The 12,488-nt window shown below is 64.1% G+C and carries 12 protein-coding genes; 5 read left to right on the top strand and 7 right to left on the bottom strand.

The features are described 5' to 3' along the window. Window positions 1–14: 14 nt before the first annotated feature. The 3 genes from VXL81_RS14695 to VXL81_RS14705 all read right to left on the bottom strand — a co-directional run bounded on the left by VXL81_RS14695 (window position 15) and on the right by VXL81_RS14705 (window position 3,323). Complete coding sequence (locus tag VXL81_RS14695) at window positions 15–584, bottom strand: hypothetical protein (protein ID WP_340546150.1); 570 nt, start codon at window positions 582–584, stop codon at window positions 15–17. Window positions 585–685: 101 nt separating this feature from the next. After that, the gene (locus VXL81_RS14700) at window positions 686–1,426 is read right to left on the bottom strand and encodes a folate-binding protein (protein ID WP_340546149.1); all 741 of its coding nucleotides are present in this window, start codon (window positions 1,424–1,426) and stop codon (window positions 686–688) included. A gap of 55 nt (window positions 1,427–1,481) precedes the next feature. Then, window positions 1,482–3,323: an ABC transporter ATP-binding protein gene (locus VXL81_RS14705; protein WP_416555044.1), complete on the bottom strand. Its 1,842-nt coding sequence runs from the start codon at window positions 3,321–3,323 to the stop codon at window positions 1,482–1,484. A 376-nt stretch (window positions 3,324–3,699) separates the two neighbouring features. On the opposite strand from VXL81_RS14705, the gene VXL81_RS14710 reads away from it, so the two are divergent. Beyond that, the gene (locus VXL81_RS14710) at window positions 3,700–4,956 is read left to right on the top strand and encodes a pyridoxal-phosphate-dependent aminotransferase family protein (protein WP_416554866.1); all 1,257 of its coding nucleotides are present in this window, start codon (window positions 3,700–3,702) and stop codon (window positions 4,954–4,956) included. A 24-nt stretch (window positions 4,957–4,980) separates the two neighbouring features. Here VXL81_RS14710 and VXL81_RS14715 read toward each other — a convergent pair whose 3' ends face one another. Continuing rightward, the gene (locus tag VXL81_RS14715; protein ID WP_416554868.1) at window positions 4,981–6,090 is read right to left on the bottom strand and encodes a pyridoxal phosphate-dependent aminotransferase; all 1,110 of its coding nucleotides are present in this window, start codon (window positions 6,088–6,090) and stop codon (window positions 4,981–4,983) included. A 127-nt stretch (window positions 6,091–6,217) separates the two neighbouring features. Here VXL81_RS14715 and VXL81_RS14720 point away from each other — a divergent pair, with 127 nt between their 5' ends. Continuing rightward, window positions 6,218–7,003 (top strand): crotonase/enoyl-CoA hydratase family protein, encoded by a 786-nt coding sequence (locus tag VXL81_RS14720; protein WP_416554870.1) that lies wholly within the window; start codon window positions 6,218–6,220, stop codon window positions 7,001–7,003. 103 nt (window positions 7,004–7,106) lie between these two features. On the opposite strand, the gene VXL81_RS14725 is transcribed toward VXL81_RS14720, so the two are convergent. The 3 genes from VXL81_RS14725 to secG all read right to left on the bottom strand — a co-directional run bounded on the left by VXL81_RS14725 (window position 7,107) and on the right by secG (window position 10,527). Further along, the gene (locus tag VXL81_RS14725; protein WP_416554872.1) at window positions 7,107–8,009 is read right to left on the bottom strand and encodes a fructose bisphosphate aldolase; all 903 of its coding nucleotides are present in this window, start codon (window positions 8,007–8,009) and stop codon (window positions 7,107–7,109) included. Window positions 8,010–8,258: 249 nt separating this feature from the next. Then, window positions 8,259–9,902, bottom strand: coding sequence for a CTP synthase (locus VXL81_RS14730; RefSeq protein ID WP_340546144.1), 1,644 nt, complete (start codon window positions 9,900–9,902; stop codon window positions 8,259–8,261). A 262-nt stretch (window positions 9,903–10,164) separates the two neighbouring features. After that, on the bottom strand, window positions 10,165–10,527 hold the full coding sequence (gene secG, locus VXL81_RS14735) for a preprotein translocase subunit SecG (RefSeq protein ID WP_340546143.1): 363 nt from the start codon (window positions 10,525–10,527) through the stop codon (window positions 10,165–10,167). Between the two features lie 245 nt (window positions 10,528–10,772). Here secG and nthA point away from each other — a divergent pair, with 245 nt between their 5' ends. The 3 genes from nthA to VXL81_RS14750 are packed head-to-tail and all read left to right on the top strand — an operon-like array spanning window position 10,773 to window position 12,447. After that, window positions 10,773–11,399 carry a nitrile hydratase subunit alpha gene (gene nthA, locus VXL81_RS14740; RefSeq protein ID WP_416554874.1) on the top strand — a complete coding sequence of 209 codons (627 nt, stop codon included), beginning with the start codon at window positions 10,773–10,775 and terminating at the stop codon, window positions 11,397–11,399. Beyond that, window positions 11,396–12,109 (top strand): nitrile hydratase subunit beta, encoded by a 714-nt coding sequence (nthB, locus tag VXL81_RS14745; RefSeq protein WP_416554876.1) that lies wholly within the window; start codon window positions 11,396–11,398, stop codon window positions 12,107–12,109. Before nthA ends, nthB begins: the two co-directional genes overlap by 4 nt. Continuing rightward, window positions 12,106–12,447 carry a nitrile hydratase accessory protein gene (locus VXL81_RS14750; RefSeq protein ID WP_416535049.1) on the top strand — a complete coding sequence of 114 codons (342 nt, stop codon included), beginning with the start codon at window positions 12,106–12,108 and terminating at the stop codon, window positions 12,445–12,447. The genes nthB and VXL81_RS14750 overlap by 4 nt, the downstream gene beginning before the upstream one ends. Window positions 12,448–12,488: the final 41 nt, after the last annotated feature.

Here is a 12,488-nt window from a genome sequence, read left to right on the forward strand (position 1 = left end):
GGTGGCAGAGCCGATCAGTTGTAGTCGATTTCAATCTTGCGCAGTTCCAGGCTGTGGCCGCATTCGTCCATCATCTTGCCATAGGCAGCGGTGAACCCGGCCAGAGAGGCATCCAGAACCATCTCGCCCGCGCCATAGGGCACCACGGTCCGCACCTCCATCCGATCGCCGTCCTGCATCCAGAGAATGGTGTTCAGCGCATCCATCCAGCGGACCATGGCGCGCGCTTCGGCAATGCCTTCCTCGTTGATCTCGGCATCGGCGATACCGTAGAACACCGCCTTCTGGTCGATGATAAAGCCGATGGCCTGACCGTTCTGAACCTGCGTCGGATAATGGCGCGCGGCGCTCTCAAACAGCTCAAGCTGGGGGTAGGTTTCGGGTGGGCCGACATCGCCTTCGGTCACCGTGAGGCGCAGCAGCGGCAGCCCGTCGCCGCCGGTCCAGGCGGTGCAATCGCGCCAGTCGTGCTCTTCGGTGACGCGCATATCGGCGGCGACGGACCAGTCCTGATATTCCCAGTAATCACTGGAAAACGCGGGCAGGGGCAGCAGCGTCAGGGCAAGGCAGGGGAGCAATCGCATGAAATTATCCTCGTGAAATGATGTCTGAGACATAGCCGCCCGAGGCCGCGCTCCCGATGTGACGTCGCGTCACGATCTCGGGTGGCGGCCACGGAATCGCCTCAGGTCTTAACCTGCCAGTGAACCCGTGCGTCCTGCGCACACATATCGTCGCCCGCACGGTCGAATCGCAGATAGGCAATCGCGTGTTCGCCCGACTGGGTGAACAGCGTCCCGACGGCTTTGTCGGCGCGGCGGATCTCGGTGCCGATGGGCGCGCTGCCCTCGATGGCGACGGTGGAAAGACCCTTGCGCAGGGTGGTCTTGTGTTTCATCCGGGCGGTGACCTCCTGGCCGACATAGCAGCCCTTGCGGAAATCGACGCCGTTCAGCCGCTCAAACCCGGCTTCCAGAATGTAGCTCTCCGGCCCCAGCTCGATGCCGGTTTCGGGGATGCAATGGGCGACCCGGATGGCGTCCCAGTTGCTGCCGTCCTCGCCGCTTTCGGTGCCATAGGCGCGCCAGCCCAGATCCGGGTGGCGCGGATCCGCCAGCGCGCCCTCAGGCGCCGGCCCGGTGCCCCGGCGCACGGCCAGATCGGTTTCCTCGATGGTGACCTTGGCGCGCAGCCGGTACATTGTCAGCCGTTTCGCCAGCCCCGCGGCGAGGCTTTCGTCCACGTCCACCAGCAGGTCATCGCCATCAGCGGCGACAAAGAAATCCGCCAGATATTTGCCCTGCGGGGTCAGCAGGGCGGCATAGACCAGCCCCTGATCCACCTTGGCGACATCATTGGTGATCAGCCCCTGAAGGAAGTCGCGGGTGTCAGCGCCGGAAAGACGCAGGATGCGGCGGTTGGTCATGGGTCAGGCTCCTGAAAGATCACGAAGGCAATGTAGGTCGCGAAGTGGGCAAGGCCTAGCCGAACATGCGCCGGGCCAGTTTCTGGAACCAGCGCGGCTGGTCGCCGCCTTCGCTGAACTGTCTGGGCGCCTGCGCGGCGACGCCTGCGCGGTCTACCAGCGTTTTGCCGTCCTGAAACTGCAACCGGTAGAGATCGGCATAGATGCCTCCACGCTCCAGCAGTTCCTCGTGGGTGCCCTGATCCATCACACGGCCACGTTCCATCACCACGATCTTGTCGGCATTGCGGATGGTCGACAGCCGGTGTGCGATCACCAGCGTGGTGCGCCCGCCCGAGAGTTTCTCCAGCGCCTGCTGCACCACCTTTTCAGATTGCGCATCCAGCGCCGAGGTCGCCTCATCCAGCAGCAGGATCGGCGTGTCACGCAGCAGCGCGCGGGCAATCACCACCCGCTGACGCTGGCCACCGGACAGGGCCGAGCCACGCGGACCCACCAGCGTGTCCAGCCCATTGGCCAGTTTCGGCAGGAAATCGGCCACATGCGAGGCTTCCAGAACTTCCTGTAGCCGCTCATCACTCACATCAGTGCGCCCCAGCAGGATGTTTTCGCGCAGGGTCTCGTCAAACAGCAGCGCCTCTTGGGTCACCACCGAGAACAGCCCGCGCAGATCATCCAGATCCATGTCCCGCACGGCGACGCCGCCCACGGTCACTGATCCCTCCTGCGGGTCCACCAGCCGGGTGAGCAGGTTGAAGATAGTGGATTTCCCGGCCCCGGAGGCGCCAACCAGCGCGGTGGTCTTGCCGGCCTCTGCCACCAGCGACAGTTCGCGCAACACATCCGAGTCGCCATAGCGCAGGGTGACATCGCTCAGCGCCACCTCGGGCAGGCCATTGGGGGCGGGCACCGGCGTCTCCGGCGACACCAGTTTGATCGGCGAGTCCATCAGTTCCTTGATGCGTTCCATGGCGGCGGCCGCGGCCTGCCAGGTGCCGCTGATCGAGGCCAACCGGCGCATCGGGTCAAAGGCCAGACCGATGGCGGTGAAAAAGCTCATGAACTCGCCCACGGTCTTCTTGCCCTCGATGATCTCGGCGCCGCCATAAAGCACCACGCCCATCACGCCCAAGCCGGCCATGATGTCGATCATCCCGGTGGTTGAGGCCACACCAAAAGAGGCGCGCACTTCGGAGCGGACAAACTGGTCCATATGGCCGCCGAAACGATCGGTCTGATAGTCTTCGAGATTGTTCAGCTTGATCGGCACGATCCCGTGAAAGATCTCGTCGAGCCGGGTCGACAGCGAGGCCCCCAGATCGCGCGCCTGCGAGGCTTTGCGCCGCACATAGCGCTGTACGGCGGCCAGCGGCAACAGCAGCATCGGCAGGCCGACCAGCATGATCGCGGTCCAGCGCCAGTCAACGCTGATCGCCACAGCCAGAACGGCCACCATCTGCGTGACATCGCGGCCGGCACCGGTGATCAGCGCCTGCCAGACCGAATTGATCGCCATCACATCGCTCTGCACCCGCTGGATCAGGAAACCGGGCGGGTTCACCTGATGAAAGGACGGATCCTGCCGGATCAGCCGCGCCAGCATGTCCTTGCGCATATGGGCAGCGGAGGTCTGGGAAATCTTGCTGAGAATGACCTTCTGACAGACGCTGGAAATCCCGCGCATGGAGAAGATGATCAGAAACGCCAGGCTGACCCAGAACAGCGCCGTGGTATTGCCCGCCACAAACACCAGATCGAACATCGGCTGCATCATGTAGCTGAGGCCGCCGACGGTGCCGCCTTCGATCAGCATGAAGACGATCGCCAGTCCCAGAAGGCCCATGTAGTGGCGCAGATAGCCGCGCCACAGCCAGCCCAGCAGCTCGCGCGAGGACATGTGCTCGGGCTTTGACTTGATGGCCGGGGCCTCTGCCGTGGCGGGTGCCACCGCCCGCCTGGGCGAGGGGGCGGCATCCACCGCAGGGGCGTCCGGCGTGTCCGGCGTTGCGGATGGGGGCGTCGTCTTGGGGTCAGTCTGGGGCAAGGATCACAACCGATGTGGTTTTTTCTGGCGCTGACATCCACGTCAGGCCTGAGCCATTTAAGCAGCTGGGGGAAAAGGTGCAAGCATGGCGCGGGTTTCGCAGCCGATGGGCCAGCTCTGGGCGGCGGTAAAAACCGCTGCGTCAAATGCGCGTGCGGCGCCGTTGCAAGGGGTTGCAGCCACCGCAGACGCGCGTCACAGTTTGCCCAGATAAACATAGGAGTGCAGCATGACAGCGGGTGTTTCCCTTGCCGCGGGACGCGGATATCTGGCCATTCCCGGCCCCTCGGTCATGCCGGATGCGGTGTTGCAGGCGATGCACCGCCCGTCGCCGAATATCTACGCCGGTGAACTGGTGGAGATGACGGCAACCCTGATCCCGGACCTGCGCCGGGTGGCGCGCACCGATCATGATGTGGCGATCTATATCTCCAACGGTCACGGCGCCTGGGAGGCGGCGTTGCTGAACACCCTTCAGCCGGGTGACACCGTGCTGGTCGCCGCCTCGGGCCGTTTTGGCATTGGCTGGTCGGAAATGGCGGAGGCGCTCGGCATCAAGGTGGAGCTTTTGTATTTCGGCACCGGCTCGGCCTGGGACATGGACCAGATCTCCAGCCATCTCGCCGCCGATACCGCCCATCGGATCAAGGCGGTTCTGACGGTGCATGTCGATACCTCCAGCGCGATCCGCAATGATGTGACGGCAATGCGCGCGGCACTGGATGCCTGCGGCCACCCGGCGCTGTTGATGGTCGACTGCATTGCCTCGCTTGGCTGTGACCGGTTCGAGATGGACGACTGGGGCGTGGATGTGATGGTCTCGGCCTGCCAGAAGGGGCTGATGGTGCCTGCGGGCATGGGGTTTGTCTTCTTCGGGCCAAAGGCGGCGGAGGCCCGCGCCCGCCTGCCACGGGTCAGCCGCTATTGGGACTGGCAGCCGCGCGCCAACCCGGAGGAATTCTACCAGTATTTCGGCGGCACCGCGCCCACGCATCACCTCTATGGTCTGCGGGCCGCACTGGATCTGATCCACGGTGAGGGGATGGAGGCCGTCTGGGCGCGCCATCACCTGTTGGCGCAGGCGATCTGGGCGGCCTGTGACCGCTGGGGCGAAGGTGGCCCGCTGCGGATGAATGTGCAGGAGGTCGCTTTGCGGTCAAACGCGGTCACATCGCTGCACATCGGCGGCGATCGCGGCACGCGCCTGCGCAATTGGGTGGAACAGACCCTTGGGCTGACGCTGGGCATCGGCCTTGGCATGGCGCCGCCGAACAGCCCGGAGTGGCACGGGTTCCTGCGGCTGGGCCATATGGGCCATGTGAACGGTCAAATGATCATGGGGCTGCTGGGCGGGGTTGATGCCGGTCTGAAGGCGCTGGAGATCCCGCATGGATCCGGCGCGCTGGAGGCGGCCTCACAGGTGATCGCCGGGGGTGGCGCGGCATCTGTTGCAGAAACATCGGAGAGAGGCAGCTGCTGCGGGTGATCCGCAGCAGGCCCTGACGCAGCCTCAGCCGTTGCGCGCCCGCTCCAGCGCGAGGGGCAGCGCGCGGGCAAAGGCGTCCAGCTGATCCTCCGGCCCGCAGCTGACCCGGATGCAGCGGTTTTGCGGCGCCGCAAAGGGCATCCGCACAAACACGCCCTGATCCACCAGACCCTCCAGCACCGATTTGGCAAAGGCACCGTCACTGCCACAGTCGATGGCCACGAAATTGGTGGCCGAGGGCAGGGGTGTTAGCCCATTGTCGCGCGCAATCTGCGCAATCCGGTCGCGTGCGGTGGCAATGCGGCCCAGCACCTCGGCCAGCCACGCCTGATCCTGCAGGGCCGCCAATGCGCCGATCTGAGCGGTGCGGTTCATACCGAAATGGTTGCGCACCTTGTTGAAGGCGCTGACCAGCCCGGCCTCTGCCAGCACGTAGCCCACCCGCGCACCGGCCATGCCATAGGCCTTGGAAAACGTCCGGGTGCGGATCACGCGGGGATCGTCGATATCTATCGGCAGGGCAGTGCCCTCGGGGGCGCAGTCGATATAGGCCTCATCCAGCAGCAGCAGGCAGCCCTCTGGCAGGGCGTCCATCGCCGCCAGCAGATCAGCGCCGCTGTGCCAGCTGCCCATCGGATTGTCGGGATTGGCGAGGTAGACCAGCTTGGCATCCGCCTCGGCGGCCTTTGCAAAGAGCGCGGCGGGGTCTTCGTGGTCGTCCTTGTAAGGGACGGTATGCAAGACGCCGCCAAAGCCCGCGACATGGTAGTTGAAGGTCGGATAGGCGCCAAGCGAGGTCACCACCGCATCGCCTTCGCCAATCAGCAGCCGCACCAGATAGCCCAGCAGCCCGTCGATACCTTCGCCGATCATGATGTTCTGGGGCGCAACACCGTGATGCGCGGCCAGCGCCTCGCGCAGGTCATGGCTCTCGGCGTCGCCATATTTCCAGATTTCGCCCAGCGAGGCCTGCATGGCCGCAATCGCCTTGGGCGAGGGGCCAAAGATGTTTTCATTGGCGCCCAGCCGCGCCGTGAAGGGCGCGCCGCGCTGGCGCTCCTGGGTTTCCGGCCCGACAAAGGGGACAGAGGCGGGGAGGGAGTGGGCAAGCGGGGTGTAGCGTGGCTGTGTCATGGGCTGAGATAACGTGATCCGGTGCGTCCGGGCAAGCGCGTCGCTTTGCCCCGGCGTTACGCTGGATCACTGCCGGGATCCGGGGCAGTCTGCCGCCAACGGAAATTCCAAGAAGGAGGGCGCCGAGATGGCACGGGTATCGGTAGAGATCGAAGACCATATTGCACGGGTGACATTGACCCGCGGTGACAAGATGAACGCGCTGGACAGCCAGATGATCGAAGAGATCATTGCCGCTGGCGAAAGCCTGATGGACAGCAAGGCGCGGGTGGTTGTGCTCTCGGGCGAGGGCAAGGCGTTCTGCGCCGGCCTTGATCTGATGAGCTTTGCCCAGATGGGGATGAAAGACCCGACAGAGTGGCTGATGAGCCGCTCTCATGGCGATGCCAATCAGGTGCAGCAGGTGGCAATGGTCTGGCGTCGCCTGCCGATGCCGGTGATTGCGGCGATCAACGGCGCGGCCTTTGGCGGCGGTCTGCAACTGGCGCTGGGGGCCGATATCCGCATTGCTGCACCCGATGCGCGGTTTTCAGTGATGGAGATGAAATGGGGGATCGTGCCGGATATGGGCGGCATGGTGCTCTTGCCGCGGCTGCTGCGCTCCGATGTGCTGCGGCGGCTGACCTATACGGCGGAGAAAGTGTCGGCGCCGCAGGCGCTGGACTGGGGGCTGGTCACCGAGCTGGCCGAGGATCCCATCGCCCGCGCCCATGAACTGGCGTCATTGATCGCCGGGCAAAGCCCCGCCGCCATCCGCGCGGCAAAAACGCTGATCGAGACGGCCGAGGCCAGCGCGGATCGCGCCGAGGTGCTGCTGGAGGAATCCCGTGTTCAGGTCGGTCTGATCGGCAAGCCTGAGCAGATGGAAGTGGTCGCCGCCCAGATGCAGAACCGCGCGCCTAAATTCGACTGAGGCCGACGTCAGCCAGTCAGTGCAATGAAAGAGAGCCGCGCCGGGATCTGACCGGCGCGGCTCTTTACCTTGGTGTCTGTCCCCGTCAGGGGCGGCGTGATCGTCAGATCGAGGCGCGGTAGATCTTGTCGATGTTGGAGCCAAGCGCTGCGTTGTAGTCGCTGTCGCTCATCGCGACATTCAGACCTTCGGTCAGGGCGCGGCTGAAGGAGGCGATCATCGTGCTGTTCTTCGCCAGCTTTTCGCAGGCGTCATCGGTGGTGTAGCCGCCGGACAGGGCAACAACGCGCACCACATTGGCATGGGCGGCGAGATCGTCATAGAGACCGGCCTCGGTCGGGATGGTCAGTTTCAGCGCCACTTTGGTGTCGGCGGGCAGGGCGTTCAGCTCGTCCAGAATCGCAGCCTTCAGCAGGGTTTCCGCCTCGGCTTTGGTGGCGGAGTTGATGTCCACTTCGGGTTCGATGATCGGCAGCAGACCGGCAGCGGCAATCTGGCGGCCGACGATGAACTGCTGGCCGACGACGTTCTTGATGCCGGTGGCATTGGCGCCCTTGATCACCGAGCGCATCTTGGTGCCGAAAATCGCGGCCTGTACCGCGCGCGACAGCAGCTGATCAAGATCGGGCATCGGTTTCATGGTCTGGGCGTCGTCCGCCTCATCCGCGAGGCCCTTGTCGACCTTGAGGAAAGGCACTACGCCGCAGTTGTCCCACAGGTAGGCAGGCACCGGGATGCCGTCGATTTCGGCATCCATGGTTTTTTCAAACAGGATCGCGCCGAGGATCTTTTCGCTGTTGAAATCCGGTGCGGTGATGATGCGGGCACGCATTTTCTGGATTTCGCCGAACATCTCGTCGTCATTGCTGTAGGCGTCTTCGGTCACGCCATAAAGCGCCAGCGCCTTCGGGGTGGACCCGCCGGACTGATCGAGCGCCGCAATGAAGCCCTTGCCGTTTGCGATGCGATCGAGCTGAGCAGTCTGGGTCGAGGTTTCTTGCGCCATAGGTCGGGTCTCCACGAAAAGGGATTGTCTGTCTGGCATCGTCTATACCGCGCCTGCGGCAGGAAACAACTATCTGTATCAAGTGGTTGCGCTAACGCCTCCGCTAACAGTGACGCGACCGGGCGGCGGTTCGGCGAAACATCGCAGGCAGGCATATCCGTCAGGCGTTCGCACGCAAAAAAGGCAGACCGGGGTGGTCTGCCTTTTGGTGTGTTTCAGTCAGGCCCGATGCGCCGGGCGCTGTGCCGGTCAGACCAGCCGCGAGGCTTCCTTGGCGGCGCGGACGAAATCGTCAAACAGCGGGTGCGGCTCAAACGGTTTCGACTTCAGCTCGGGGTGGAACTGTACGCCGATGAACCACGGGTGATCCGTCCATTCGACGATTTCCGGCAGGCGACCATCCGGCGACATGCCGGAGAATTTCAGGCCACAGGCTTCCAGCTGCTCGCGGTATTTGGTGTCCACCTCATAGCGGTGACGGTGGCGTTCCTCGATCCGGGTGGTGCCATAGACCTCAGCCACTTTGGAGCCTTCGGCCAGCGTGGCGTTGTAGGAGCCCAGACGCATGGTGCCGCCTTTGTCGTCATCGACCTTGCGCGCCACGGTGTGGTTGCCCTGCACCCATTCCTTCAGGTGATAGACCACCGGTTCAAAGCGTTTCTTGCCTGCCTCATGGTCGAATTCCTCGGAGCCTGCCTCCGCGATGCCCGCGACATTGCGCGCAGCCTCGATGACGGCCATCTGCATACCCAGACAGATGCCGAGATAGGGCAGCTTGTGCTCGCGGGCATATTGCGCGGCCTTGATCTTGCCCTCGGTGCCGCGCTCGCCAAAGCCGCCGGGCACCAGAATGGCGTTATAGCCTTGCAGGTAGGGGGCGGCGTCTTCCTTGTCGAACAGCTCGGCATCGACCCATTCGATCTTTACCTTCACGCGGTTGGACATGCCGCCATGGGTCAGCGCCTCGGCGATGGATTTATAGGCGTCTTCCAGCTGGGTGTATTTGCCGACGATGGCGATTTTGACCTCGCCTTCGGGGTTGTAGATGCGATCGGCCACATCTTCCCAGCGGGTCAGATTGGGTTTCGGGGCCGGCGCAATGCCAAAGGCATCCAGAACCGCCTGATCGAGACCTTCGCGGTGATAGGCCAGCGGGGCCTCGTAGATGGATTTCAGATCCTGCGCGGCAATCACGCTGTCGGCGCGCACATTGCAGAACAGCGCCAGTTTTTCGCGTTCCTTGTGCGGGATCGGCCCTTCGGAGCGGCAAACCAGGATATCCGGTGCCAGACCGATGGAGCGCAGCTCCTTCACCGAGTGCTGGGTCGGCTTGGTTTTCAGCTCGCCGGAGGCCTTGATATAGGGCAGGAGGGTCAGGTGCATGAAGATACACTGGCCACGCGCCTTGTCATTGGCGAACTGGCGGATCGCTTCAAAGAAGGGCAGCCCCTCAATGTCGCCGACGGTGCCGCCGATTTCGCAGAGCATGAAATCAACCTCATCTTCACCGATGGAGATGAAGTCTTTGATTTCATTGGTCACATGCGGAATGACCTGAATGGTCTTGCCGAGGTAGTCGCCGCGACGTTCCTTTTCCAGCACGTTGGAATAGATCCGGCCCGAGGAGACCGAGTCGGTCTTGCGGGCGGCCACGCCGGTGAAACGTTCGTAGTGACCGAGGTCGAGATCGGTTTCGGCACCGTCATCGGTGACGAAGACCTCGCCATGTTCGAAGGGGCTCATCGTGCCCGGATCGACGTTCAGATAGGGATCCAGTTTGCGCAGGCGGACGGAATAGCCGCGCGCCTGCAAAAGTGCCCCAAGAGCGGCGGATGCCAGCCCTTTGCCCAGAGATGATACAACACCGCCAGTAATGAAAATGAAACGCGCCATGTCTGTTCGGCTGCCCCCGTGAGAAGTCAGAATTCAGCTGCCCGGCGGTTGCAGAAACCGCAGCATCACGGGGCTTTACATATAAAGGATTCGCGCAAAATGCGCAAGCAAGCCGCAAGATGCTGTTACGGCTGCTTTTGTTCATTCTAAGTGTAGTGGATCCTCGCGAATCCCGCGTCAGACGCTCTGGTCTTGCCGGATCTGCCCGAAGCGCAATTGGCTGTCGGGCCGATCCGAGGGTCCTCCTGGCCGGGTGGCCGGATTAGTCTGCGCTGGGAACCAGCGGTGCATTGTCACCCTGCACCGGCGGCAGCAGGTCGCTGCCCAGCGGGGTGTCGGGTGTGTCGGCAGCGCCTTCTGCGGCAGGCGCCGAGAGGCGATCTGCAACCGAAGAGCCTGCGGATTTCTGTGCTGCCAGAATGGTCAGCGTGATGGATGTGGCGATGAAGGCCACGGCCAGGATCCAAGTCACCTTGCTCATCGCGGTGGCTGCTGCACGGCCGGACATGGCCCCGCCACCGCCGCCGCCCATGCCAAGGCCGCCGCCTTCGGAGCGCTGCAAGAGGACAACGGCAATCAGCCCCAGGGCCAGAAGAAGATGGATGATGAGTACGACGTTTTCCATAGGATCCTACGGCGGTTGGCTGAGTATCGGGCGGTAAATAGGGAAGATTGCTCTGAGGGGCAAGGGCTCAGTTTGCCGAAGGGCGGAGAAGGCGGACCTGCGGCGTTTCGGGCGCATCAAATCCGCAGAAAACGGCGCATGAGAGGTCCGGCTGCCGTGGCTGCGCGCGGGCATCACGGCTGGTGATCGGGATCATGACGGATTGTGACTGGACAGCTTTGCGCCGCTGCGGGCAGTCTCGCCCTATGCCTCATGATCACGCAGACGCCCCGCATAGCCTGTTGCCCCCGGACCCCGCCCTGCGCGTCAAGGCGCTGGAGACGGTGCTGACCCGAAAGGGGCTGATTGATCCGGCGGCGCTGGATGAAATTATCGATACCTATCAGAACCGTATCGGCCCGGCCAATGGCGCCCGCGTGGTGGCGCGGGCCTGGGCTGATCCTGAGTTTCGGGCGCGTCTGCTGGCTGATGCCGATCCGGTGCTGGCGGAGCTTGGGTATTATGGTCGTCAGGGTGAACATATGGTGGTGGTCGAGAACACCGCGCAGCAGCATAACATCGTCGTCTGCACCTTATGCAGCTGTTACCCCTGGCCTTTGCTGGGGATCCCGCCGGGCTGGTACAAATCCGACGCCTACCGCGCCCGAGCGGTACGCGAGCCGCGCAAGGTGCTGGCGGAATTCGGCGTGAGCCTGCCCGACGGCACCGCGGTGCGGGTCTGGGATTCCACCGCTGAGGTCCGTTATCTGGTGCTGCCGATGCGGCCTGCGGGCAGTGAGGGGCTGAGCGAGGACGCGCTGGCGGCGCTGGTCAGCCGCGACAGCATGATCGGCACCGGTCTGGCGCAGCTGCCCGAGGGGGCAGCGACATGAGCAGGCTGCATGACATGGGCGGGCGATTCGGGGACGGTTCGGTAGTGCCCGAGGTGGAGGGCGCGCCGGTTTTTGCCGAAGACTGGCACGCCCGTGCCCTGGCGGTGACGCTGGCCTGCGGCGCGCTGGGGCAGTGGAATATCGACACCTCGCGCCACGCCCGCGAGCGGCTGGCACCGAAGGATTACACGCGGTTTTCCTACTACGAGAAATGGCTGGCCGGTCTGGCGACGCTGTTGGTGGAAAAGGGTGTGCTGAGCCGCGCGGATCTGGCGACAGCCGAGGCAGGGGGGCGTCAGAAAGACGGCACGGGCGCAGAGGCCGTGGCCCCGCATCCGCTCGCTGCCCGTGCGCTGAAGGCATCGGATGTGGCCGCAACCCTCGCCAAGGGCGGACCGGCGGACCGGCCCTCTGATGTGCCGGTGGTCTTTGCCCCCGGCGATGCGGTGCGCTGTCGCCGCCCCGGTGGCAACCGGCTGGTGGCGGGCGGTCACACCCGATTGCCCGGCTATGCAGTGGGCGCCAGCGGTCGCGTGCTGCGCCTGCACGGGACGCATGTTCTGCCGGACAGTGCCGCACATGGTCTGGGGGAGGCGCCGGAGCCGCTTTATGCGGTGGTGTTCCCGGCGGCCGAGCTGTGGAGCGCGCCGGAGCATCCGCGCGACGAGGTGGTTCTGGACCTGTGGCAAAGCTATCTGGAGCCGGCATGAGCACAATTGACACGCCGGTGGCAGAGCGCCCGGAACCGGCCTTTGAACAGCCGTGGCATGCGCAGGTCTTTGCGCTGACGGTGCATCTGAATGAAAGCGGGGCGTTGTCCTGGGGCGACTGGGTGACGCGGTTTTCTGCCAGCCTGCGCCGCCATGGGCTGGAGCGCGATCTGAACGGGGGCGAGGATTACTTTGCCGTCTGGCTGGAGACGCTGGAGATGTTTCTGGCAGAGACAGGCCGGGTGGCCCCTGCCGATGCCGAGGGGATGCGCGCCCGCTGGGAGGCGGCCTATCTGTCGACGCCACATGGCATGCCGGTTGAGCTGCCTGCGGATTAGTCGGGCGAGTGGCCGGAAATATCGTCTGCGGAGGGCCGGGC

The sequence above is a fragment of the Phaeobacter sp. JH204B genome, assembly GCF_048055755.1.
Taxonomy (GTDB): domain Bacteria; phylum Pseudomonadota; class Alphaproteobacteria; order Rhodobacterales; family Rhodobacteraceae; genus Phaeobacter; species Phaeobacter bryozoorum.

Excerpts from the sequence above, each read along its gene's own strand:
- VXL81_RS14695 (WP_340546150.1), bottom strand. The coding sequence starts at position 584 with ATGCGATTGCTCCCCTGCCTTGCCCTGACGCTGCTGCCCCTGCCCGCG.
- VXL81_RS14700 (WP_340546149.1), bottom strand. The coding sequence starts at position 1,426 with ATGACCAACCGCCGCATCCTGCGTCTTTCCGGCGCTGACACCCGCGAC.
- VXL81_RS14705 (WP_416555044.1), bottom strand. The coding sequence starts at position 3,323 with ATGTCCTCGCGCGAGCTGCTGGGCTGGCTGTGGCGCGGCTATCTGCGC.
- VXL81_RS14710 (WP_416554866.1), top strand. The coding sequence starts at position 3,700 with ATGACAGCGGGTGTTTCCCTTGCCGCGGGACGCGGATATCTGGCCATT.
- VXL81_RS14715 (WP_416554868.1), bottom strand. The coding sequence starts at position 6,090 with ATGACACAGCCACGCTACACCCCGCTTGCCCACTCCCTCCCCGCCTCT.
- VXL81_RS14720 (WP_416554870.1), top strand. The coding sequence starts at position 6,218 with ATGGCACGGGTATCGGTAGAGATCGAAGACCATATTGCACGGGTGACA.
- VXL81_RS14725 (WP_416554872.1), bottom strand. The coding sequence starts at position 8,009 with ATGGCGCAAGAAACCTCGACCCAGACTGCTCAGCTCGATCGCATCGCA.
- VXL81_RS14730 (WP_340546144.1), bottom strand. The coding sequence starts at position 9,902 with ATGGCGCGTTTCATTTTCATTACTGGCGGTGTTGTATCATCTCTGGGC.
- secG (WP_340546143.1), bottom strand. The coding sequence starts at position 10,527 with ATGGAAAACGTCGTACTCATCATCCATCTTCTTCTGGCCCTGGGGCTG.
- nthA (WP_416554874.1), top strand. The coding sequence starts at position 10,773 with ATGCCTCATGATCACGCAGACGCCCCGCATAGCCTGTTGCCCCCGGAC.
- nthB (WP_416554876.1), top strand. The coding sequence starts at position 11,396 with ATGAGCAGGCTGCATGACATGGGCGGGCGATTCGGGGACGGTTCGGTA.
- VXL81_RS14750 (WP_416535049.1), top strand. The coding sequence starts at position 12,106 with ATGAGCACAATTGACACGCCGGTGGCAGAGCGCCCGGAACCGGCCTTT.